The sequence below is a fragment of the Nocardia pseudovaccinii NBRC 100343 genome, assembly GCF_001613225.1.
GTDB classification, from domain to species: Bacteria; Actinomycetota; Actinomycetes; order Mycobacteriales; family Mycobacteriaceae; genus Nocardia; species Nocardia pseudovaccinii.
In genome coordinates this window covers 1-20,400 of sequence record NZ_BDBY01000240.1, presented here as the reverse complement: position 1 = coordinate 20,400, position 20,400 = coordinate 1, and the positions used below count along the sequence as shown (strand labels likewise).

The 20,400-nt window shown below is 64.8% G+C and carries 26 protein-coding genes; 14 read left to right on the top strand and 12 right to left on the bottom strand.

Annotated features, from left to right (window positions below):
- A partial coding sequence (locus NP3_RS29925) for a VOC family protein (RefSeq protein ID WP_063044954.1) occupies positions 1 to 297 on the top strand: 297 nt, incomplete at its 5' end.
- Between the two features lie 385 nt (positions 298 to 682).
- On the opposite strand, the gene NP3_RS29920 is transcribed toward NP3_RS29925, so the two are convergent.
- Positions 683 to 1,534: an SDR family oxidoreductase gene (locus NP3_RS29920; protein WP_063044953.1), complete on the bottom strand. Its 852-nt coding sequence runs from the start codon at positions 1,532 to 1,534 to the stop codon at positions 683 to 685.
- A 99-nt stretch (positions 1,535 to 1,633) separates the two neighbouring features.
- On the opposite strand from NP3_RS29920, the gene NP3_RS29915 reads away from it, so the two are divergent.
- Both NP3_RS29915 and NP3_RS29910 read left to right on the top strand, forming a co-directional pair.
- Positions 1,634 to 2,032 carry a winged helix-turn-helix transcriptional regulator gene (locus tag NP3_RS29915; RefSeq protein ID WP_063044952.1) on the top strand — a complete coding sequence of 133 codons (399 nt, stop codon included), beginning with the start codon at positions 1,634 to 1,636 and terminating at the stop codon, positions 2,030 to 2,032.
- Positions 2,033 to 2,202: 170 nt separating this feature from the next.
- Positions 2,203 to 2,619, top strand: coding sequence for a PPOX class F420-dependent oxidoreductase (locus NP3_RS29910; RefSeq protein WP_063044951.1), 417 nt, complete (start codon positions 2,203 to 2,205; stop codon positions 2,617 to 2,619).
- Positions 2,620 to 2,624: 5 nt separating this feature from the next.
- Here the strand turns inward: NP3_RS29910 and NP3_RS29905 are convergent, their stop codons facing one another.
- The 3 genes from NP3_RS29905 to NP3_RS29895 all read right to left on the bottom strand — a co-directional run bounded on the left by NP3_RS29905 (position 2,625) and on the right by NP3_RS29895 (position 6,117).
- Positions 2,625 to 3,326 (bottom strand): polysaccharide deacetylase family protein, encoded by a 702-nt coding sequence (locus NP3_RS29905; protein ID WP_063044950.1) that lies wholly within the window; start codon positions 3,324 to 3,326, stop codon positions 2,625 to 2,627.
- 69 nt (positions 3,327 to 3,395) lie between these two features.
- Entirely contained in the window at positions 3,396 to 4,796 is a 1,401-nt protein-coding gene (gene lpdA / locus NP3_RS29900; protein WP_063044949.1) for a dihydrolipoyl dehydrogenase, read from the bottom strand.
- Between the two features lie 346 nt (positions 4,797 to 5,142).
- On the bottom strand, positions 5,143 to 6,117 hold the full coding sequence (locus NP3_RS29895; protein ID WP_063044956.1) for a dipeptidase: 975 nt from the start codon (positions 6,115 to 6,117) through the stop codon (positions 5,143 to 5,145).
- Positions 6,118 to 6,286: 169 nt separating this feature from the next.
- Between NP3_RS29895 and NP3_RS29890 the strand changes: the two genes are divergently transcribed.
- The 3 genes from NP3_RS29890 to NP3_RS29880 all read left to right on the top strand — a co-directional run bounded on the left by NP3_RS29890 (position 6,287) and on the right by NP3_RS29880 (position 9,951).
- On the top strand, positions 6,287 to 8,338 hold the full coding sequence (locus NP3_RS29890; RefSeq protein ID WP_063044948.1) for a prolyl oligopeptidase family serine peptidase: 2,052 nt from the start codon (positions 6,287 to 6,289) through the stop codon (positions 8,336 to 8,338).
- Between the two features lie 99 nt (positions 8,339 to 8,437).
- Positions 8,438 to 9,316 (top strand): alpha/beta fold hydrolase, encoded by an 879-nt coding sequence (locus tag NP3_RS29885; protein WP_063044947.1) that lies wholly within the window; start codon positions 8,438 to 8,440, stop codon positions 9,314 to 9,316.
- Entirely contained in the window at positions 9,313 to 9,951 is a 639-nt protein-coding gene (locus NP3_RS29880; protein ID WP_063044946.1) for a TetR/AcrR family transcriptional regulator C-terminal domain-containing protein, read from the top strand. Before NP3_RS29885 ends, NP3_RS29880 begins: the two co-directional genes overlap by 4 nt.
- Before the next feature lie 23 nt (positions 9,952 to 9,974).
- Here NP3_RS29880 and NP3_RS29875 read toward each other — a convergent pair whose 3' ends face one another.
- Complete coding sequence (locus NP3_RS29875) at positions 9,975 to 10,562, bottom strand: TetR/AcrR family transcriptional regulator (protein WP_063044945.1); 588 nt, start codon at positions 10,560 to 10,562, stop codon at positions 9,975 to 9,977.
- A 60-nt stretch (positions 10,563 to 10,622) separates the two neighbouring features.
- On the opposite strand from NP3_RS29875, the gene NP3_RS29870 reads away from it, so the two are divergent.
- The 5 genes from NP3_RS29870 (at position 10,623) to NP3_RS29850 (ending at position 14,105) form a co-directional block, all read left to right on the top strand.
- Entirely contained in the window at positions 10,623 to 11,006 is a 384-nt protein-coding gene (locus tag NP3_RS29870; protein WP_063044944.1) for a DUF2867 domain-containing protein, read from the top strand.
- A 57-nt stretch (positions 11,007 to 11,063) separates the two neighbouring features.
- Entirely contained in the window at positions 11,064 to 11,858 is a 795-nt protein-coding gene (locus tag NP3_RS29865; protein WP_063044943.1) for an HAD-IIA family hydrolase, read from the top strand.
- A 227-nt stretch (positions 11,859 to 12,085) separates the two neighbouring features.
- Positions 12,086 to 12,718: a TetR/AcrR family transcriptional regulator gene (locus tag NP3_RS29860; RefSeq protein WP_040696569.1), complete on the top strand. Its 633-nt coding sequence runs from the start codon at positions 12,086 to 12,088 to the stop codon at positions 12,716 to 12,718.
- A gap of 30 nt (positions 12,719 to 12,748) precedes the next feature.
- Positions 12,749 to 13,609, top strand: coding sequence for an alpha/beta hydrolase family protein (locus tag NP3_RS29855; RefSeq protein WP_063044942.1), 861 nt, complete (start codon positions 12,749 to 12,751; stop codon positions 13,607 to 13,609).
- A 64-nt stretch (positions 13,610 to 13,673) separates the two neighbouring features.
- The gene (locus NP3_RS29850; protein WP_218024962.1) at positions 13,674 to 14,105 is read left to right on the top strand and encodes a nitroreductase family deazaflavin-dependent oxidoreductase; all 432 of its coding nucleotides are present in this window, start codon (positions 13,674 to 13,676) and stop codon (positions 14,103 to 14,105) included.
- A 13-nt stretch (positions 14,106 to 14,118) separates the two neighbouring features.
- On the opposite strand, the gene NP3_RS29845 is transcribed toward NP3_RS29850, so the two are convergent.
- Genes NP3_RS29845 through NP3_RS29840 form a run of 3 tightly spaced genes read right to left on the bottom strand, consistent with a single transcriptional unit; the run spans position 14,119 to position 14,762 of the window.
- On the bottom strand, positions 14,119 to 14,370 hold the full coding sequence (locus NP3_RS29845; RefSeq protein ID WP_157124618.1) for a hypothetical protein: 252 nt from the start codon (positions 14,368 to 14,370) through the stop codon (positions 14,119 to 14,121).
- A gap of 19 nt (positions 14,371 to 14,389) precedes the next feature.
- Positions 14,390 to 14,521, bottom strand: coding sequence for a hypothetical protein (locus tag NP3_RS51205; protein ID WP_281197606.1), 132 nt, complete (start codon positions 14,519 to 14,521; stop codon positions 14,390 to 14,392).
- A gap of 10 nt (positions 14,522 to 14,531) precedes the next feature.
- Positions 14,532 to 14,762, bottom strand: a complete 231-nt coding sequence (locus NP3_RS29840; protein ID WP_063044939.1) for a hypothetical protein — start codon at positions 14,760 to 14,762, stop codon at positions 14,532 to 14,534.
- A gap of 200 nt (positions 14,763 to 14,962) precedes the next feature.
- On the opposite strand from NP3_RS29840, the gene NP3_RS29835 reads away from it, so the two are divergent.
- Complete coding sequence (locus NP3_RS29835; protein WP_063044938.1) at positions 14,963 to 15,256, top strand: hypothetical protein; 294 nt, start codon at positions 14,963 to 14,965, stop codon at positions 15,254 to 15,256.
- On the opposite strand, the gene NP3_RS29830 is transcribed toward NP3_RS29835, so the two are convergent.
- From NP3_RS29830 to NP3_RS29820, 3 genes are all read right to left on the bottom strand, one after another.
- Positions 15,257 to 15,436 (bottom strand): hypothetical protein, encoded by a 180-nt coding sequence (locus tag NP3_RS29830; protein WP_063824947.1) that lies wholly within the window; start codon positions 15,434 to 15,436, stop codon positions 15,257 to 15,259.
- Between the two features lie 187 nt (positions 15,437 to 15,623).
- The gene (locus NP3_RS29825; RefSeq protein ID WP_176582819.1) at positions 15,624 to 15,998 is read right to left on the bottom strand and encodes a hypothetical protein; all 375 of its coding nucleotides are present in this window, start codon (positions 15,996 to 15,998) and stop codon (positions 15,624 to 15,626) included.
- A gap of 221 nt (positions 15,999 to 16,219) precedes the next feature.
- Positions 16,220 to 16,678, bottom strand: coding sequence for a MarR family winged helix-turn-helix transcriptional regulator (locus tag NP3_RS29820; protein WP_245721171.1), 459 nt, complete (start codon positions 16,676 to 16,678; stop codon positions 16,220 to 16,222).
- 126 nt (positions 16,679 to 16,804) lie between these two features.
- Between NP3_RS29820 and NP3_RS29815 the strand changes: the two genes are divergently transcribed.
- Entirely contained in the window at positions 16,805 to 17,794 is a 990-nt protein-coding gene (locus NP3_RS29815) for an SMP-30/gluconolactonase/LRE family protein (RefSeq protein WP_063044936.1), read from the top strand.
- Between the two features lie 218 nt (positions 17,795 to 18,012).
- On the top strand, positions 18,013 to 19,095 hold the full coding sequence (locus NP3_RS29810; protein WP_174566284.1) for a DUF6585 family protein: 1,083 nt from the start codon (positions 18,013 to 18,015) through the stop codon (positions 19,093 to 19,095).
- A 134-nt stretch (positions 19,096 to 19,229) separates the two neighbouring features.
- Here the strand turns inward: NP3_RS29810 and groEL are convergent.
- On the bottom strand, positions 19,230 to 20,400 hold a 1,171-nt coding region (gene groEL, locus NP3_RS29805; RefSeq protein ID WP_063044935.1), incomplete at its 5' end, for a chaperonin GroEL.

Sequence of the window (20,400 nt, the reverse complement as noted above, 5' to 3'; positions counted from 1 at the left end):
TTCACCGAGCAGATGTCGGCCGACGGTTTCGTCTCGGTCGCCCGCCCCGATGCCGGTTTCACCCTGTGCTACCTGCGCACCGGTCTCGACAGCTTCAAGCCGAAAGACAAAGCGGGGAGCGCGGGCGAGGGACTACTTGTCGCGTTCGTCGTGGACGATATCGATGCCGAGTACGAACGACTCCAGAACGAGGGCGTGCCGATCGTCACCCCGATCGAGACCGAGCCCTGGGGTGAGCGCTACTTCCAGACGGTCGATCCGAACGGCATCATCCTGCAATTGGTGCAGTGGGTCTGATGGGAGTCGAGGTCGCATGCCGTGCCGTAGTCAGGGCATGCGACCTCGGGATTCACCATGGGCCTGCACGAACTGTCAACGCCTCGCGACGGCGTGCAAGCCCGGCGAACCCACCCATGGTTGCGTAACGCTGCGACGGCGTACGACTCCCGCGACTCGCTACCAATTCCATTGACACAGAACGGGCTTGTACGCCGTATCTACGAGCGCGGATAACACGCGGCCGAAATAAGGCGTGCAGACCCGCTTTTGGATGCGTGGAGCTGGGGCGGCGTACGACCTCGACGTCTTGGTCGACCAATTCATTTGATGCACACCGGGTTTGCACGCGTATCGCTATGTTGCGACGGCGGCGTGCAACCCGGTGAACTCACCCTTGGATACCTCAGGCGAGGGCGGCGCGGAAGACCTCGACGGCGGGGGCGGAGGGGCGGCCGAGCAGCTTCCGGAGGTCGCCGGAGTCCACATCGAGGATGCCGTCGCCGACTCCGGCGTCCGCATCCGCGAGCACCGCGGCGTAGTTGCCGGGCAGACCGGCCTGCTCGAGCGCCGCGCTGTAGTCCTCCTTGGACAGATTCTCGTAGCGCACCGGCTTGCCGGACGCCTGCGAAATCACCTGGGCGAGTTCGGCATAGGTGAGGCGCTCATCGCCGCCGAGTTCGTAGATCCGGCCCGCGTGACCGTCGGTGGTCAGCACCTTGGCGGCCGCCTCGGCGTAGTCGGCGCGCGCTGCGCCTGCGACGCGACCCGCACCCGCGGCGCCGCGCAGCACGCCGGACTCGACCGTGTGCCCGAGCGCGCCGAAGTAGTTCTCCCAGTACCACCCGTTGCGCAGGAGCGTGTGCGGAACAGTCGATTCCGCGAGCACCTGCTCGGTGCCCCGGTGCTCCTGGGCCAGGATGAGCGGGTTCTCGGTGGCGCGCGGAATGCTGGTGTAGGCGAGCAGTTTCACGCCCGCACGCTCGGCGGCCCGAATTACGTTGGTGTGCTGGGCGACTCGCGCACCGAATTCGTTGCCGGAGACCAGCAGCACCCGGTCGACACCGGCCAAGGCGCGGTCGAGCGCTTCGGCGTCGTCATAGGAGGCCTGCCGGACCTCGACGCCCCGCTCGGCCAGATCGGCGACCTTCTGCGGATCACGCACGATCGCGACCACCGGCGTGGTCCCCTCGCGCAACAGCGCCTCGACGACGAGACGGCCCAACTGCCCAGCGGCTCCGGTTACGGCGACGGTCATGACTTACCTCCATGGGTCTGTACGTTCAACATGCACTAACTAATAGTTAGTACTATGCATTCCGTAAACACTTTGGTCAAGTTGGGTACTATCGATTCCATGACCACTCAGCGCACGCCGTTGGTGGATACCGACGGTCCGACGCTGGAAGCCGACGTATTCGCCCGGAACTGCACGTCACGACCGGTGCTCCAGAATGTGGCCAGCCGCTGGGGCACCCTCGCCCTGGTCGCGCTGCGCGAGGGGCCGTACCGGTTCAGCGCCCTGCGACGTCGCGTCGACGGCGTCAGCGAACGCATGCTCTCACAGACCCTGCAGGCCCTGGAGCGCGACGGCATGGTCCATCGCGAGGTACAGGAAACCATCCCCCCGCGAGTCGAATACACCCTCACCGAACTCGGCGCCCTGGTCGCCGAACGCCTCGAAGACCTCATCCAGATCCTCGAAACCAACATGCCCCGCGTCCACGAAGCCCAAGCCGCCTACCACCGCGACTGACCTCCACCGCTCACAACTTGCTCGACCGATGCGCGCCCCGTCGACGGGCACTCTGGTCGAATGATCACCATGTACCGGTGGTGGAGGTCTCTCGGCCGATGCCGCAACCGTTACATAGTGATCAACTGACCAGGGGGAAGGTCGGGGCGTTGTGGTGGGTTGGTCTGGGTATGGAAATTTCCTCGGCTGTTGATTTCGCGCGGACCACCAAGCGGTCCGTGCTCACGACGATCCGGCGCAATGGGCGCCCACAGCTGTCCAATGTGCTGCATGTGGTCGGTGACGACGGGGTCATCCGCATCTCCATCACCGCCGACCGGGCCAAGTACCACAATCTGGTGCGCGATCCGTGGGCCGCCATCCACGTCACCCGCGACGACTTCTTCGCCTACGCCGTCATCGAGGGCACCGTCGATCTCACGCCCGTCGCCGCGGACCCCGACGACTCCACTGTCGACGAACTGGTCGGCTACTACCGAGCGGGTTCGGGCGAGCACCCCGACTGGGACGAATACCGCAAGGCCATGGTCACCGACCGCCGCGCCCTCGTTCGCCTGACGCCCACCCACGCCTACGGCATGCTCTGACGAGCTCAGTGCTTCAGAAGCTCCGACACCGTGACGAATCGGTAACCGGCGGAACGGAGTTCGCCGACTATGCGCGGAATGGCGGCGCGGGATTCGTTCCACTGGCCCATGACATGCAGTAGGACGATGGAGCCGGGCCGCACCTTGGAGACGGTTTCGGCGACAATGGCGTCGATGCTTGCTTGCTTGCCCGAGTCGGGTTCCACATCCCAGGTGATCGTCGTGCGGTCGTGGTCGGAGAGGTACTTCGGGAGGGCCCAGAGCTTCTTGCCGTAGGGCGGACGGAAGGTGACCGGGCCCTGGTAACCGGTTTTCGCGATTTCCGCATCGGTTCGTTCGATCTCGTCGCGGACGGTATCGCCGGAGACGAGCACCATGCGGCGATGGCTGTAGGTGTGATTGCCGATTTCGTGACCGGCCTGCGCAATGGCCCTGCCGAATTCGGGATGCGCGGCCAGATCCCGGCCCATGAGATAGAAGGTGGCCGGAATCCCGGCTTCGGCAAGGACTTTCAGCACTTCCGGTGCTTTGTCGGTCGGCCCGTCGTCGAGCGTCAATGCGACAACTTTGTCGGTCGTATCGACCCGGTTCACCAACCGCCCCGCCAATTGGAAGGTGCGCGAGTTCATCAGGTAGTAGCCACCGACCGCCAGCGCCATCACCACCACGAGCACCAGCGCACTACCGATCAACCATTTGCGTCGCATTGTTCAGCTCCAATGAAAAACGGTGGCGCCCGGACCTTTCGGCCCGAACACCACCGTCTTCGACACGGATCAGAAGTTGATCATGTGGCCCGCGAGGCCGTGGAACGCTTCCTGCAGGGCTTCGCTCAACGTCGGGTGGGTGTGCACGTTGCGGGTCAGCTCGTTGACGGTCAGGTCCCACTTCTGGGCCAGGGTCAGCTCCGGCAGCAGTTCGGAGACGTCCGGACCGATGAGGTGACCGCCGAGCAGTTCACCGTACTTGGCGTCGGCGACCAGCTTGACGAAACCGGTCGGATCGCCGAGGCCGTGCGCCTTGCCGTTGGCGGTGAACGGGAAGGTGGCGACCTTCACGTCGTAGCCCTCGTCGCGGGCCTGCTGCTCGGTGAGACCGAAGCTGGCGACCTGCGGCTGGCAGAAGGTGGCGCGCGGCATCATCCGGTAGTCGCCGAGGGTGACCGTCGGCGCTCCGGCGATGGTCTCCGCGGCGACCACGCCCTGGGCCTCCGCGACATGGGCGAGCTGCAGCTTGCCGGTCACGTCACCGATGGAATAGATGTGCGGCACATTGGTGCGCATGTTGTCGTCGATGACGATCGCGCCGCGCTCGAGCGCGACACCGGTGTTCTCCAGGCCGTAGCCCTCGACCCGGGGCGCGAAGCCGACGGCCTGCAGCACCTTGTCGACGGTGACCGTCTCCAGGTTGCCGGTCTTGTTGTCCTTGATCGAGACGGTGACCTTGGAGCCGTCGTCGTCGATCGACTGCACGGCCGCACCGGTGGTGATGGTGATGCCGAGCTTCTTGTATTGCTTGGTGATCTCCTTGGAGACGTCGGCATCCTCGTTCGGTAGCGCACGGTCCAGGAACTCCACGATGCGCACGTCGACGCCGTAGTTCTTCAGGACGTAGCCGAACTCCATGCCGATCGCGCCCGCGCCGACGATGAGGATCGAGCCGGGCAGGTCGCGGGTGAGGATCTGCTCCTCGTAGGTCACCACATTCGCGCTGAGCGAGGTGCCCGGCAGCAGCTTGGTGACGGTGCCAGTGGCGATGATCACGTTCGAGAAGGTGATCGTCTCGGTGCCGCCGCTGGACAGGGCGACCGAGAGGGTGTTCGGGTCGGTGAAGGTGCCCTTACCGTCGAACTCGTCGATCTTGTTCTTCTTCATCAGGAAGTGGACGCCCTTGACCCGGCCGTCGGCGACCTTGCGGCTGCGGTCGAACGCGACGCCGAAGTCGAAGCTCACGTCGCCGGAGATGCCGAAGGTCTTGGCTTCCTTGGTGAAGATATGCGCGAGCTCCGCGTTGCGCAGCAGCGCCTTGGAAGGGATGCAGCCCACGTTGAGGCAGACACCACCCCAATACTTCTGCTCGACGATCGCGGTACGGAGGCCAAGTTGTGCCGCGCGGATGGCGGCGACATAACCGCCAGGACCGGCACCGAGAACGACAACGTCGTAATGGGAAGTCACGCCGTCGAGCCTAACTCTGTCGAGCAAACTTCACCCACCGTCCCCCCGCAACTATGCGATACGCGACACATGGCGCCGCGGCTTTCCGGTGCGCGGACCGATACGGAGGCAGATATCGCCCCGGCTGTCGCGCGCGGCCCAGCTCGGCGGTGAACTAAATCCGCTCGTACCGCCATCAGGTTCAATAGCAATTGGCTCTCGACTACGTGGCACGCCAGCTCGTGCACCCGGCACATCACAGCGGCTGTCTCGAGAACATTATTTACCGAGACCGCGCACTGCCGCATATCCGCGAGCGAACCCGGTTTCCGAACTGAGGCGCTTGTCGCCATTGCGCGACCGGGCCTTAGTCGCGCCAGACCTGCTGCGCGATACGGGCGAAGTTGCCACCGAACACCGCCGCTCGATCGGCCGCACTGAATCCGCGATCGGCGAGTGCCGCATCCAGGCCGGGTAACTCGCTCAGTCCGAGCAGATCTTCCGGCGGTACCCACTGCAGCGGCCCCCACTTGGTATACGCGTCGGAAAACGCCCCCGGATCCTGCGTGAGCATGTCGTTGAAATCCTCGGCATCGAAGGAGTAGTCGGATCCGATGCCGATATGTTCGATCCCGACGAGTTCCGCACCGTATTCGATATGCGCGGCCATTGCCGCGACCCGCTCGGCCCGGCCATCGATCGCATTCTGGCCCAGGAAGATTCCCACTCCATTGATACCGTTAACGCCGTCGGTCCGGGCACAGGCCAGCGCCTGTTCATCGGTGATATTGCGCGGATGCGCCCACAGTGCGGCGAAATTGGAATGGCTGTAGATCATCGGAGCTTCGGTGCATCCGGCCAGGTCCAGTCCGGTGCGGCGGGAGCAGTGCGAACCGTCGACGAATATGCCGACCTCGTTCTGTTTGCGGACCAGATCTCGGCCGTAGGCGGTGAGTCCGGTGTCGTCGGCATCGAGACAGCCGCAACCCGCCGCGTTGGCGTGGTTGTACGTCGGCAGCATTGAGCGAACGCCCAGTTCGTAGAACATTTCGAGGTTATCCGGATCACCGCCCAGCGGCCCCGAATCCTCCAGGTCGAAGGCCAGCGAAATGGTATCGGCGGCACCGATATCGGCGAACCGCTCGACCAGCCGGAACCGACCGTCACCCAGCGCATCCCGGCGGAACTTGTGCAGCAGCGCGAGCGAATCCTCGGTCGACTGATGTGAATACCCGACGTTCACCGATAAATACGACCCGACCGGATAGCGCGCCAGGTCGGCGATCCGCGCGGAATGCAGTAATGGCAGGCAACAGTGCTGCTCCCAGAGAAACTGTGGCAAACCGGCCACCTTCCGCCTCGCTTCGGTATCGGAGCAGCGATCCTACTGATCCGACCGGTACGTATGTCACTACTCGAACCGATGTCGAGCAACCGGTAACAGGCCGCCCGAATTGCCCGATTCATCGAGTGATATCTCACCTTTAAAGCCTCTCGGCAACAATGTGGACATGACGGGCGTTGAGCAAACTGTGACCGATCCCTACCTGTGGCTCGAAGAAGTAACCGATGAGCGGGCCCTCGACTTCGCCCGCGCACACAACGAGCTGGTTGTCGAGCGCTTCGCCAGCTCCGATCGGTTCACCGAGCTCGAGCGCCGCATCCTGGACATGCTCGACACCGATACCAAGATCGCCTACCCGGGTCGGCGCGGCCGCTGGCTCTACAACTTCTGGCGCGATGCCGAACATCCGCGCGGGCTGTGGCGGCGCACCACCTTCGCCGAATACGCCAAGGAAGCGCCGGACTGGGACGTGCTGATCGACCTGGACGCACTCGGCACCGCCGAGGGCGAGAACTGGGTGTGGGGCGGTGCCGCGGTGCTGCGACCGGAGCAGTCGCGTGCACTTATCAGCCTGTCCCGCGGCGGCGCGGATGCCAAGGTCGTGCGCGAATTCGATATCGAAACAAGGGAATTCATCGATCCGTCCGACGGCGGTTACTTCCTGACCGAGGCGAAGTCCGAGATCCGCTGGATCGATATCGACTCGGTGTATGTCGGCACCGATTTCGGGCCGGGTTCGCTCACCGACTCCGGCTATCCGCGTATCGCCAAGCGCTGGCGGCGCGGCACCCCGCTCACCGAGGCCGAAACGGTATTCGAGGGCGAGGCGGGCGATGTCGCGGTCTCGGCAGGCTACGACCGGACCCCCGGCTATGAACGGCATTTCGTCGGCCGCGCCACCGACTTCTTCAACGAAGAGGTGTATCTGCTCGAAAGCGACGGCAGTCTGCGGCATCTCGACGTACCGACCGACGCCAGCGAGTCCTGGTACAAGGATTGGTTCCTGGTCCGGCTGAAGTCGCCGTGGGAAATCGGTGACAAGACCTACCCGGCCGGTGCGCTGCTGGCCATGGACTTCGAGAAATTCCTTTCCGGCGCACGGGAATTCGAGGTGATCTTCACCCCGGACGAGCACACTTCACTGCACGGCTACGGCTGGACCGAGAACCATCTGCTGCTGATCACCCTCGAGGACGTGCAGACCAAGCTCTACGTCCTCACGCCAGGTCCGGACGGCTGGCGCCGGGAGCCGCTCGCCGACACCCCGCCGATGGCGACCACCAGCGTGATGAATCTCGACCCGCTGGAGGGCGGCGACGAATTCATGCTGACCACAAGCGGATTCACCACTCCCGCCACCCTGCTCGCCAGCGCGGTCGGCGGCCGGACCGAACAACTCAAACAGGAACCCGGCTTCTTCGACGCCGATGGCATCGAGACCGAGCAGTTCTTCGCGCGCTCCGATGACGGAACCATGGTGCCGTACTTCGTGATCCGCCACCGCGACCGCAAGGACACCCCCGGCCCGACGGTGATGTCCGGCTACGGCGGCTTCGAGGTATCGCGCACCCCCGCCTACAGTGGCGCCTCCGGCATGGGCTGGCTGGAACGCGGCGGCACCTGGGTGATGACCAATATCCGCGGCGGCGGCGAATACGGCCCGCAGTGGCATACCTCGGTGCAGAAGGCCAACCGGCACAAGGTCTATGAGGACTTCTCCTCGATCGCCAAGGATCTGGTGGCCCGGGGCATCACCACGCACGAACAACTGGGCGCGGTCGGCGGCAGCAACGGCGGCCTGCTCATGGGTGTCATGCTGACCCGCTACCCGGAATTGTTCGGCGCCATCGTCTGCCAGGTCCCGCTGCTCGATATGCGGCGGTATCACCTGCTGCTGGCCGGTGCGTCGTGGGTGGCCGAATACGGCGATCCGGACAAGCCCGAGGAGTGGGAGTACATCAGCAAGTACTCGCCCTACCAGAACGTCCGCGCCGACGCGGCCTACCCGCCGATCCTGCTGACCACCTCCACCCGCGACGACCGGGTCCACCCGGGCCATGCCCGCAAGATGGCGGCGCTGCTGGAGCAGCAGGGCCACACCATCTGGTACCACGAGAACATCGAGGGCGGCCACGGCGGCGCGGCCGACAACAAGCAGTCGGCATTCCAGGCCGGACTCATCTACGAGTTCTTCACCCAGATGTTGATGGAGCGGTAGTCAGGTCCAACCGGCCCGGTGCATCCAGCACCGGGCCGACTTGTTGCGGCGGTATGTCTACGACGTAGACTCGGTCTACGCTGTAGACAAGGAGTCGTCATGCGAATCGTCGATACCCCCGGCGCGCGACTGCATACCGAAGCGGCCGGAACCGGACCGGATCTGGTCCTCATCTCCGGTGGCGGTGGTGATGCCGGAATGTACGAGGCCGTCGTTCCCCTGTTGGCCGACCGCTACCGCGTCATCACCTACGACCGGCGCGGCAATTCGCGAAGCCCGCTCACGGATTCGCACGCCGCGATCGATGTCGCGACGCAGGCGGCGGATGTCATCGCGGTCCTCGACGCCTACGCGATCGAGCGCGCACACGTCTTCGGCAGCAGCGGTGCCGCGATCATCACGCTCGAGCTACTTGCCGTACACGCGGATCGGCTCATCGATGCGGTCGTGCACGAACCGCCGCTGGTCCAACTGCTGCCCGCCGAAAGCCCTGCGCGGCAGGAGATCGCCGACATAGGCGCACTCGCCGTCGCGAAGAGTCCGATGCGCGCGTTCGCGGCATTCGGCGTCATGACCATGCCGAATGTGCCGCGGATCCTTCGGTCGAGTCCGGGACAAACTCTGCTGGCCGGTGCAAGTCGCGTATCGCTCGCGATCGGCGCCGCGCTTCGCCGGATCTCTCGGACTCAGCCCTCGACCATGACCCGCCAACTGAACAATGCCGACCTGCTGCTGCGACGCGAACTGCCCGCCTTCTGCTTCGACTACCACCCGGACCTGGCCGCCCTCCGGAAGGTCGCGGTGCCGTGGCAGCTGGCGACCGGACGCGAGAGCGTCGGCAAGCCGTACTACGTCGCCGCACACGCACTGGCCGACGAACTCGGCCGCGACTGTGTGGAATTCCCTGGCGGACATGTGCCATACCAGTTGCAGCCGAAGGAGTTCGTCACCCGGCTGATGGAGCTGATCAGCGCATGAAAAAGCCGACCACCCGGATCGCACTGAATCGCGACTATATTGCCGCGGTGGCGCTGACCGTCATCGATACGGCCGGACTCGACGGCTTCACCATGCGGAAATTAGGTGCGGCACTGGGGGCGGACCCGATGGCGGCCTACCGGCACTTCACCGACCAGCAGGACCTGTTCGACGGCATCGCCGAAGCGATGTTCGACGAACTCGAAATGGAAACCCTTCCGTGGCAGGAAGATTGGCCGGACTTGATGAGCGCTTACGCCCACCGCCTGCGTTCCACCCTCCGCCGCCACCCGAACGCCGTCCCGATCTTCGCGACAAGACCGGTCCGCAGCACCAGAGCAATCGAAACCGGAAACTGGATGGTCGAACGCCTCCAAGGCGTCGGCTTCACCCCCGGGGTCGCCCTGCAATTCGCCCGCTGCCTACGCGAATACGTAGTCGGCCACATCCTCAGCCACACCGTAGCCGCGGTAGCAGCCGAGCGCAGCCGCAAGCCCACCCCGAACACCCCCCACTACAACACCCTCGCCGCAGCCGCCGACGCCACCGCAAACACCGACCACTTCGAAATCGGCCTCACCGCAATGCTCGACGGCTTCGCGAAAAACCTCAGCCAAACCGCCGACCCTGCTTAGTTCGAAGGGGAGCAGCAACTGATTCAGTTCCGCTTCGGCAGCAGACTCTCGAAGGCACTGTCCACCAACAGCCTTCGCTGAGCCTCGGTGCTCGGAAGCGCGTCGGGGGAGACGCGGGCCAGTTGGTTGAAGCCGTGGTAAATGCTCACGGCGACAACCGCTCTGGTCCGCGCCTGCCCGGCGGTCAGTCCCAATTCGCGTAGCAGTTCGGCCACGTATTCGATGCGACGGTCCGCGACGCGGCGCAGCGTCGCGGCGACCGATGCCTGGTCCGCCGAGGCCAATAGCGCCAATTCGATGCGTCCGGTCGCCGCATAGTCGATGACCTGGGCGAAGAGTCGATGCAACCGCTCGGCCGGATCGGTCTCGATGGCGATCTCGGCGATCACATCGTCGGTGCTGCGCTGCTCCCAGCGCGCCAGTGCCGCCTCGACGAGGGCCGCACGGTCCTTGAAATGCCAGTAGAAGCTGCCCTTGGTGGTGCCGAGCCGCTTGGCGATGGGCTCGACGGCGACCGCCGCCAGACCGCCCTCCGCCAGCGCGTCCAGTGCGGCCTGTGCCCAATCGTCGGCGCTGAGCCGTGCCTTGGCGGTCGCATCCCCTTGTGCCATTCCCGTACGCTACCGTATGGTCATTCCATACGGCCCCGTATGGGTTATCGGAGGAATGTGATGCCGACTCATGGACGGATCGAAATTCCCGAACGAGCCACCCTGGCGCGCTCGTCGGGCAGCGATTGGGATTACATCGATTCCTACGAAATAGCGTTGCCGCCGGGCGCTCCTATCGATCCTCGGAATTGGACCCGAAAGATATTCTTCGGCAACCCTTTTCCCGATCGCGAATGCGATGAACGCGAGCATGTGACCGCCGATGCGATGGCGGTCCTCGACTTTGTCGTCTCGGTACTCGTCGACGACGGCACGGTCACCATCACTTCACTGGTCAAGTATCGAAATCGCTGGGGCCGAAGGTATTTCGCCGTCGTGCGCCCATTCCACCGTCGGCTCGTGCCGTGGATGCTTGCGCGCGCCGCCCGGAGTTTCGCCCGCTGACGCGCCGTTTCGAACGGATGCGGGGACGCCTCTGTTCCGCGGTCGTAGGCTGAACCCATGTCTGGCGACATACGCGGTGTGCTCTACGACATCGACGGCGTGCTGGTGACCTCCTGGCGCGAGATCGACGGCGCGGTCGACGCCGTGCGCCGCGTGCGCGAAAGTGGTTTGCGCCGAAGGTTTCTCACCAATACCACCTCCCGCACCTGCGATGAGATCGCCGAGCGACTGCGCGACGCCGGGTTCGATGTCGATACCGCGGAGATCGTCACCGCCGCCCGGCTCACCGGCGAATATGTGGGCCGCCACTACCCGGATGCGGCAGTGTGGGTGCTCAATCACGGTGATATCGCGGCCGACCTCGCCGAGCTGACTCTCGACGACGAAGATCCGGATGTCATCGTAATCGGCGGCGCCGGTGCGGAATTCACACATGAGGCGCTGAGCCGGGTGGCGCAGCTGATGCTGGACGGCATTCCGGTCGTCGCGATGCACAGCGGCCTGACCTGGGCCACCGACACCGGGCTCCGGATCGACGCGGGCGCGTATCTGCCGGGTCTGGAGGCGGCGGGCAATGCCGAGATCGCGGTGGTCGGCAAGCCCGCGGCGGCCGGATTCCGTACCTGCGCGGACCTTATGGACCTCGACCCGGCCGAGGTGTTGATGATCGGTGACGATCTGCACTCGGATGTACTCGCCGCTCAACAGGCCGGTATGACCGGAGTTCTGGTGCGCACCGGCAAATTCCGGCCCGCCGTTCTGGCGGCGGCTTCGGCCGCACCGGATCACGTCATCGATTCCGTCGCGGAACTGCCCGCGTTGTTGAAAGGTCTGTCGAAAGAATTATTCTAAAAAAGTCCTGCAAAACACTTTCGGCGTGCCGAGCCCCTCGGTATCCTCCGTTGCGGCAAACAGCCAGTGACGCCCACTGTGGCAGCAGTTAGATCGGAGAGTGGCATCCGGCAAGCGCAATAGCAACCGAGCGGCCAACTTTCGGCTAACACCTGTTTCGCCGAAGGTTGAGACGAAGGGCCCGATCCATGACGAGGGGATCGGGCCCTTCGGTATTGTCTGCCCCAATGTCACAGGATGCGAATACGGGACGAATGTATGCCGGGCAACCCGTAGAGGACCGGCAACGTCAGCGGCGTGCGCGTTTTCTGGAATCGGGCCTGACGGTCTTTGCGCGCGATGGCTACGCCAATAGTTCGGTCGGCGCTATCTGTAAGGACGCCGGACTCTCCTCGAGGCAGTTCTATGAGGAGTTCACCGGCCGCGAATCCCTCCTACTCGAGCTCTACGAGCAGATCGATAGGGAATCGCGCGATGCGGTGACCGCCGCCCTCGAGAAGAAATCCGATGCGACCGCGCTGGAGATCATCGATGCCTCGGTGCGCGCCTACGTCGAATCCATCGGCTCCGATCCGCGCAAGGCGCGGGTGGCGCTGGTAGAGGTCGTGGGCGCGGGGCCGAAGGTGGAGAAGTTCCGGCTGGAGTTGCGTCGCGTCTGGGGCTCGCTACTCGCCGGAGCCGCGGAGGATGCCGCGTTGCACGGCGAAATCCCAACGGGCGATTACGAGATGCGGGTGCTGGCCATCATCGGCGCGGTCAACTACGTGGTGGATTCCTGGAGCGGTTCAGATCCGCGCCCGCCACTGGACGACGTGATCCGGGTGCTCAGCCGAGTGATCATGGGTGCGGTCGGCGCGTAGTCGCGGCGGCCGTCGGCTAGCGTGCGTTCTGTGGAAACGGTTCCCATCCAGATGCCGGACGGCACCACCGTGCCGGTGCGGCTGTTCCCGGCGACCGGTGCGCATCGGCATCCGGTGCGCCCGGATGCGCCGCGTCCGGTGGTGGTGATGGTGCCCGGCCTCGGTGTCCCGGCCGGGTACTACGAATTGTTCGCCCAGGAGCTGGCCGCGCGCGGCTTCGATGCCGCGATCGGTGAGCTGCGCGGCGCGGGTGACAGTCGCCCGCGCCCGAGCGCCGCGAGCACCTTCGGCTACCACGAACTGGCATCGGTCGACTTCCCGGCGATCTTCTCGGTGGTGCGCGACCGGTTCCCGGACAGCACCCCGTATCTGCTCGGCCACAGTATGGGCGGCCAGCTCGCGGTGCTGTATGCGTCGCGGATCCGCGGCCGCCTGGGTGGGCTGATCCTGATCGCCTCCGGCACCCCGTATCACCGTGGCTTCCGGGGTATTTCGGGTCCTGGCATGCTGGCTGGCACCGCGGTCATGTCGCTGACGGCCAATCTGGCGGGCTTCTGGCCCGGCGACCGGATCTCGCTCGGCGGGTTCGGACGCCAGTCGAAGGTGCTGATGTCGGATTGGGCCCGGCTGGCTCGCACCGGACGCTTTGTGCCGGTCGATGCGGATATCGACTACGAGGAGCGGATCGCCAGATTGAAGCTGCCCGTGCTGTCCATCACCATGACCGGCGACGATCTCACGCCGAGCAGTTCGGCCGCACATCTGCTGGCCAAGATGCCCGAGGCCGAGGTGACCACCTGGGTACAACCGGAACCGTTGGGGCACAACGGCTGGATCCGTCGGTACGGCAGCACGGTCGATCAAATCGAAAAGTGGTTGCGGGACCGCTAGATGGTGACCGCGCGCCTACGTCGCGACGAAGCGCGATCGAGCAAGCCGTCATAGGCTGATGCTCGTGTCGAATGAGCAACGGCGGCAACTACATCTGGATGTCATCGCGGAATTCCGCGCCAATGCGGGAAAGGTCGGCGGGCAGTTCGCGAACATACCGCTGCTATTGCTGACCACCACCGGCGCCCGCACGGGCGAATCCCGAACCTGGCCGCTGGCTTTTCAGCGCGACGGTGACCGGGTAGTGGTCTACGCCGCAAACGGCGGACGGCCGAATCGTCCGGGATGGTACCACAATCTGACCGCGCACCCCGAGGCCGTCGTCGAAGTCGGTACCGAATCGTGGCCGGTGTTCGCATCGGTTGCGGAAGGCGATGAGCGGCAACAGCTTTGGGAAAGCAAGCTGGCCGACGCACCATTCCTCGCCGACTTCCAGGCCAAGGTCTCCTGGCAGATCCCGGTGGTTATCCTGACTCCCACCAACGGCAATTCCTGAGTGTGGCTGGGAGTTATTCAGACCCGTCGATCTGTGCTCGGGACTCGTCGGCATCCGGCCCCGACAGCTCGTAGGTGACAGTGACCGGCTCTGCCGGGTTCAACTCGTCACGCCCGGCCGGGCCAGGCACCATCGAGGCCACCAACTCCACCAATTCCGTGTAGGTCAACGCCTGCTGCGGCGCAGACGGATCGAGATCGTTGATGACACCACGCTGCAACGTTTTCCGCCGACCCGCGGCCACCACACCTCGAGCGTCGACCATGGAATGCCCTGAAGCAGGGCTACTTGCAGATCCTCGGGTGCCGATCGTTGCGGCCATGCTGTTCGGCCACCTGCGCGGCGCGACGCAGTAGCGAAATCACCGCCGGACTCGCCCCCGTGATCGTGGTAACGGAACCAAATCGTGAGGTCATGGCATCGACACTATCGCCCGTACTTGCTGTTGCCGCCGGTATCGAAGACCTCCATCGGGCAGCCGTCCGGCATGGTGTAGAACCGCGACCCGACACACCACAGTCGGATTGTCTTGCCTGGTGCCGGGCAAGCGATTTTGTCGTTCTTGGTCACCGGCTGCTCAGCGCACCGAATGACCACGCCACCCGCCTCCTCGCATTGCTGGATTGTGACGGCCTCCGCCGGACCGATGGCAGCCATCACAGCTGCGACGCAGGTAGGGGTCACGAAGAGCAGGCGGTCGTTGGCAGCGGCCCCGAACTCGGGACGGTTCAGTTTCTGGATTGTTGCTCATCGGTCGGTTCCCGGTTGACGGGTGCCGACTTGATCAGCTCCGAGCGGGTGTATCCGTGCGGTCACCGATGGTCGCCGACCTTGACCGTCGTGGATGGTGGCCGGTAATGGGCGAGTCGATACCAGCACTCAACCGGGCGCGATCACTCGTCATCCCGGACGATGCGCCGAGGGAACGCGCCGGGCATCACTACATCGACCTGTCCCGCGCCTATCTGCTTCGTGGCAACCGCCGCAGCGCGTTCGACGCGCTGGTGACCGCGAAATCGATTGCGCCATCCCAGACCCGCTACAACCCGATGGTGTATGAAACCGTGCGCGCGCTGGCACGGGCGGAGGCGCGCATTGTCGATACCGTGCACGGCTTCGCAGTGTGGTGTGGAATCACTGACCGCCTCTAGTCAGTCCGCGGCGGGGAGACCCTTCACCGCGGCCGGTGCCAGGAATTCGACACGGAACGACTCGACGTATTCGCCGCGCTGGTCCAAGAATCGGCGGGTATGCGGCTGGCGTTCATGCTCCTCGAATGCCGCTGCCTTGTCAGCGTCGAACAGATCGAACTTCCCCACGAGTGCAAACATCGGCCAACCGTACAACAGCGACTTTCATGCCAGAGAGCATCAGGTCATGGCCCCTAACGGACGCCAATGCGCCGCTGGCCGAAACCGCGAGCAGCTGGAACGCCCCTGCTGGGCTTGGCAGCCTGACATCCAGCAAAAGCGTTGGAAGACAGCATATTTAAGAGTCTGCTGCCTGAGCGGGGCCGAATCAGCTGCCGCCACCACAACCGCCACCACCGCCTCCGCCGCAGCCGCCACCACCGCAGCTCGAACCACCGCCGCAGCTCGAACCACCACCACAGCTGGAGCCGCCGCCGCAACCGCCGCCTTCGCCACCGCCGCCCGCGGCCCATCGGCTCCGGCTGCGGTGGTTGCGGCGCCGCAGATTGTCGCGGTTCGCGCGATTGATCATCGCGATCGTGCCGATCACCAGCACGATCACCAGCACGACCATGAATCCGTTCATTGTCCCCACCCCCGAGTGACATTCAAGGCTTGTGCCCACCCCAAGTGCACCTGTTACGGGATCGCCGGTAAAGCCAATACTTTTGGGGCGTTTGAACAGCAGGCGGTCGATATGCACGACTCAGGATTGCGAACCGTTGATGATCGCGTCGAGCAGGCCGGGGAAACGTTGCTCCAGATCGTAGCTGGCTCCCATGTGCCTCCGCCGCGGTCGGCGTCGTCGCCCTCGCGCTCGGCGTAGCAACCCTGCGCCGACTGGTACGCGCCGAAACGGCGGTGGTCGTTCCGGCGTGAAATCGCCTGTACCCCAATTGCTCCCGGGTCGATCCGAGCCGGGAGCTATTTTTTCGGCGCGGATTCCGGGCGGATGGAGTCGAGCAGGTCGGCGCAGCGGGTGAGCAGTTCGCGCAGCGCGGCATGTTCGGCCTCGGTGAACTCGTCGGCCAATGCGCGTTCCACGCGGACGGCCTTCACGTCCGCCTCCCGCGCGAGCGCCGCCCCCGCTTCGGTGAGACGGGTCTCCAGGACGTTCTTGTGCCAGGCATGCGGGGTGCGCTCGATGAGGCCGCGGTCCTGCAGATTGGTCAGGATCGTATTCATGGTCGGCGGGGTCACCCCGCACAGCCGGGCCAGCGCGGCGGCATTGATGCCCGGATTTTCGATGAGGAACAGCAGGGCCCCGTACTGGGGAACGGTGAGGCCCGCCGGTTTGAGCGCCGCGCTCTTCGCCGAGTTGAGGGCCTGTTCGGCGCGCTTGATATACGAGCCGAGGCGCTCGGAGGAGTGCATGGACGTCATATCCGCATGGTAACTGCCCGTCTACTGATTAGACTCTTGACGTTGATTAGAGTTCTAATATATGTTCGTATACATTCGAAGATGTGAATGCATCCAGATGTTCGACTATCAGGAGCCACGAGCAGCATGTTCCGCACCATCTCGACCATCGCCACCGCTTTTGCCTGCACCGCCGTCACGGCGTGCGGCACCGCGACGGAAGCCGTGACCCAACCGGCGACCCACATCAGCACCGCCTACGAACTGCCCGGTGATCGCGTCTACCCGGAGGGCATCGCCGTCGACCCCCGCACCGGTGACACCTACGTCGGCTCATACGCCAACGGCGCCGTCTACCGCGCAACACCCGGCGCCGCGCGGGCCGAAATCTTCCTGCCCGAGGGGACCGACGGCCGCAAAACCGCCAATGGTTTGAAAGTCGATGCGGCAGGACGACTGTGGGTAATCGACTCGACCACCGGAGTCGCGGTGTACGACACCGGCAGCCGTGCGCTGGTCGCCCGCTTCGATATCACCGGCACCGAACCGAGCCTGGTCAATGATCTGGCCATTACGCCGGACGGCAGCGCATATCTGACCGACAGCCTGCGACCGGTGGTCTACCGGGTCACCCCGGAGCAGGTCACCGCAGCGCACGGCGGAAAGTCCGATCTGACAACACAATTCGACCTGAGCAACATTGTCGGCCCGCACGCGCCGGACGCATTTACCTTGAACGGCATCGTGTCCGACGATTCCGGCCACTATCTGCTGATCGTCGATATGAACTCCGGTGAGCTGTATCGCGTTGCGACCGCGGCGAATTCACCGGAGATTCGCAAGGTGACCATGCGCGGCGCCGATCTGAAACACGGTGATGGACTGGAACTGCACGGCAGCACGCTGTGGGCGGCCCAGAATGCGAGCAACACCATTACCCGCTGGAAGATCAGTGATGACGGCGCGACCGTCGAGCTGGAACGCACGCTCACCGACGACTCCCTGCGCATTCCCACCACATTGGTACGCAGCAATGGTCGAACGCTGGTCGTCTCTTCCCAATTCGATAAGGGCGGGCCGATGGGGCCCGGCACCCCGGCCACACCGTTCGCCGTCCTGACGGTCGACGGAATCTGATCCCGCCGCACGGCCGGTTCGTTCAGCGGACCGGCCATCGGCCTATTCCCCATATGACAACTTGATCTAAATCACGACGAAACGCCCGAACCCATCGCAGGTATGCCGCCGCGATGACGTAAGCTCGGCCGACTGACCGGGCACGCGGCTGGGGTGGCGACCTTCGGGCGAGTGTCATACGCTTCGCCGCGGAGGAAAACCGCCTCATGGAGGGACAATTGACCACTCCGAGCCATGGCGATGTCGGAACCGGCGGGCCACAAAAGGTTCCACTGTCGCAGCTGATCCACTTGATGGCCGAATATCAGAAGCTCGGCACGCACCGACAGACCTTTCTACCGGCGCCTGCGAGCGATACTTTCGTGCGTGGCTGCGGGATCGTCGCGGGCGGGTTCACGGCCGTGGGAGTCATCTGTGTGACGGTCGGGGCCTATCCCGGTGCGCTCGCGGTCGGTCTCCTCGGCCTCGTGCCCGCATCGCTGGCATTCTTCCGCGGGCGGCGCAATCGGCGACACCGCGCCGCGCGGCTGGATCTTTTCGATGTCGGCATGACCGTGTACCGCTCCGGTGAGCAGGTGGCCGGGTTCCGCTGGGACAGCGCCGAAGTGCGCCAGCAGGTCATCCCGTTCCAGAATTCCGCCCACACCGAGTACTCGCTGCGGATGTCGAGCCCCGACGGCGCCGAGGCCGCATTCGACGACACCCTGTTCGGCGACGCGCGGGAGTGGGGCAGGGCCATCCAGTCGGCCGTCACCCTGGCCCAGCTCCCCCGCGCCGTTGCCGCCATCGATGACGGCGCCACCGTCCGTCTCGGCGAAATCGCCCTCGACCTGGCCGCACTCTATTTCCACAGCCGGGCCTACGCCTGGGAACAGATCCAATTGATCGACGCCCGAAGCGGTTTGGTCCGCATGAAGGTCGACGGCAGCTGGGTCTCGCTCACCCCCGTCGGCCAGATCCCCAACTTCTACATCTTCAACGAACTCGCCGAACGCCTACGCCTGGCCGCCGCCGCGGAGTTCGCCGCCGAATCGGCCGCAACCGAACCTGCGGATCTCGAACTGCCGACCGGCACACCGGCCGCCGAACCCGATCCAGCCACACCGGCCGTCGACTCCGATCCACTCACGCCGGTAGTCGAACCCAACCCACCCACGCCGGTAATCGACTCCGATCCGACAGTCGACAATGCGCCCGAGACAGCCGCCGAACCACAAATCGAACCCCCCACCCCAGCGGCCAAGGGCACCCCCAAAAAACCCAACCGCCCCACCCAAGACCTGAGCGCCGCCTCGAATTAACCCCACCGAACCAATAGCCTCGATCGTTCGGCTTCGCCATTCCATTCATCGTTCTCGAATAGCCAAAGACCGAAGGCCGGTCCACCATTGGTGGACCGGCCTTCGGGTCTAGATGTGTTGCAGAGAGGCTGGACTCAGAAGTCCATGCCGCCCATGCCACCGGTCGGGTCTCCGGCGGGAGCGGCGGCCTTCTCCGGCTTGTCGGCGACGACGGCCTCGGTGGTGAGGAACAGGGCCGCGATGGAGGCCGCGTTCTGCAGGGCCGAACGGGTGACCTTGACCGGGTCGGCGACACCGGCGGCCAGGAGGTCCTGGTACTCGCCCGAGTCGGCGTTCAGGCCGTGGCCGGCCGGGAGGTTCGAGACCTTCTCGGCGACAACGCCGGGCTCGAGGCCAGCGTTGAAGGCGATCTGCTTCAGCGGAGCCGACAGCGCGACACGCACGATGTTCGCACCGGTCGCCTCGTCACCGGTGACCTTCAGGTCGTCCAGCGCCGGAGCCGACTGCAGCAGGGCCACGCCACCACCGGCGACGATGCCCTCCTCGACGGCGGCCTTGGCGTTGCGCACGGCATCCTCGATGCGGTGCTTGCGCTCCTTGAGCTCGACCTCGGTCGCGGCACCGGCCTTGATCACCGCAACACCGCCGGCCAGCTTGGCCAGACGCTCCTGCAGCTTCTCCCGGTCGTAGTCCGAGTCCGAGTTCTCGATCTCGGTGCGGATCTGCGCGACGCGGCCCTTGATGGCCTCCGCGTCACCAGCGCCCTCGACGATGGTGGTCTCGTCCTTGGTGATGACGACCTTGCGCGCTTGGCCGAGCAGCTCGATACCGGCAGTCTCCAGGGAGAGGCCGACCTCTTCGCTGATGACCTCGCCACCGGTCAGGATGGCGATATCGGCGAGCTGCGCCTTGCGACGGTCACCGAAGCCCGGCGCCTTGACGGCGACGGACTTGAAGGTGCCGCGGATCTTGTTCACGACCAGGGTCGACAGGGCCTCGCCCTCGACGTCCTCGGCGATGATCAGCAGCGGCTTACCGGCCTGGATGACCTTCTCCAGCAGCGGCAGCAGGTCCTTGACGGTGGAAACCTTGGAACCGACGAGCAGGATGTACGGATCCTCGAGGACCGCTTCCTGACGCTCCGGGTCGGTCACGAAGTAACCCGAGATGTAGCCCTTGTCGAAGCGCATACCCTCGGTGAGCTCCAGCTGGAGCCCGAAGGTGTTGCTCTCCTCGACGGTGATGACGCCTTCCTTGCCGACCTTGTCCATGGCCTCGGCGATCAGCTCACCGATGGACGCGTCG

Excerpts from the sequence above, each read along its gene's own strand:
- NP3_RS29920 (WP_063044953.1), bottom strand. The coding sequence starts at position 1,534 with ATGACCGTCGCCGTAACCGGAGCCGCTGGGCAGTTGGGCCGTCTCGTC.
- NP3_RS29915 (WP_063044952.1), top strand. The coding sequence starts at position 1,634 with ATGACCACTCAGCGCACGCCGTTGGTGGATACCGACGGTCCGACGCTG.
- NP3_RS29910 (WP_063044951.1), top strand. The coding sequence starts at position 2,203 with ATGGAAATTTCCTCGGCTGTTGATTTCGCGCGGACCACCAAGCGGTCC.
- NP3_RS29905 (WP_063044950.1), bottom strand. The coding sequence starts at position 3,326 with ATGCGACGCAAATGGTTGATCGGTAGTGCGCTGGTGCTCGTGGTGGTG.
- NP3_RS29890 (WP_063044948.1), top strand. The coding sequence starts at position 6,287 with ATGACGGGCGTTGAGCAAACTGTGACCGATCCCTACCTGTGGCTCGAA.
- NP3_RS29885 (WP_063044947.1), top strand. The coding sequence starts at position 8,438 with ATGCGAATCGTCGATACCCCCGGCGCGCGACTGCATACCGAAGCGGCC.
- NP3_RS29880 (WP_063044946.1), top strand. The coding sequence starts at position 9,313 with ATGAAAAAGCCGACCACCCGGATCGCACTGAATCGCGACTATATTGCC.
- NP3_RS29875 (WP_063044945.1), bottom strand. The coding sequence starts at position 10,562 with ATGGCACAAGGGGATGCGACCGCCAAGGCACGGCTCAGCGCCGACGAT.
- NP3_RS29870 (WP_063044944.1), top strand. The coding sequence starts at position 10,623 with ATGCCGACTCATGGACGGATCGAAATTCCCGAACGAGCCACCCTGGCG.
- NP3_RS29865 (WP_063044943.1), top strand. The coding sequence starts at position 11,064 with ATGTCTGGCGACATACGCGGTGTGCTCTACGACATCGACGGCGTGCTG.
- NP3_RS29860 (WP_040696569.1), top strand. The coding sequence starts at position 12,086 with ATGTCACAGGATGCGAATACGGGACGAATGTATGCCGGGCAACCCGTA.
- NP3_RS29845 (WP_157124618.1), bottom strand. The coding sequence starts at position 14,370 with ATGGTCGACGCTCGAGGTGTGGTGGCCGCGGGTCGGCGGAAAACGTTG.
- NP3_RS51205 (WP_281197606.1), bottom strand. The coding sequence starts at position 14,521 with ATGACCTCACGATTTGGTTCCGTTACCACGATCACGGGGGCGAGTCCG.
- NP3_RS29840 (WP_063044939.1), bottom strand. The coding sequence starts at position 14,762 with ATGGCTGCCATCGGTCCGGCGGAGGCCGTCACAATCCAGCAATGCGAG.
- NP3_RS29835 (WP_063044938.1), top strand. The coding sequence starts at position 14,963 with ATGGGCGAGTCGATACCAGCACTCAACCGGGCGCGATCACTCGTCATC.
- NP3_RS29830 (WP_063824947.1), bottom strand. The coding sequence starts at position 15,436 with ATGTTTGCACTCGTGGGGAAGTTCGATCTGTTCGACGCTGACAAGGCA.
- NP3_RS29820 (WP_245721171.1), bottom strand. The coding sequence starts at position 16,678 with ATGACGTCCATGCACTCCTCCGAGCGCCTCGGCTCGTATATCAAGCGC.
- NP3_RS29815 (WP_063044936.1), top strand. The coding sequence starts at position 16,805 with ATGTTCCGCACCATCTCGACCATCGCCACCGCTTTTGCCTGCACCGCC.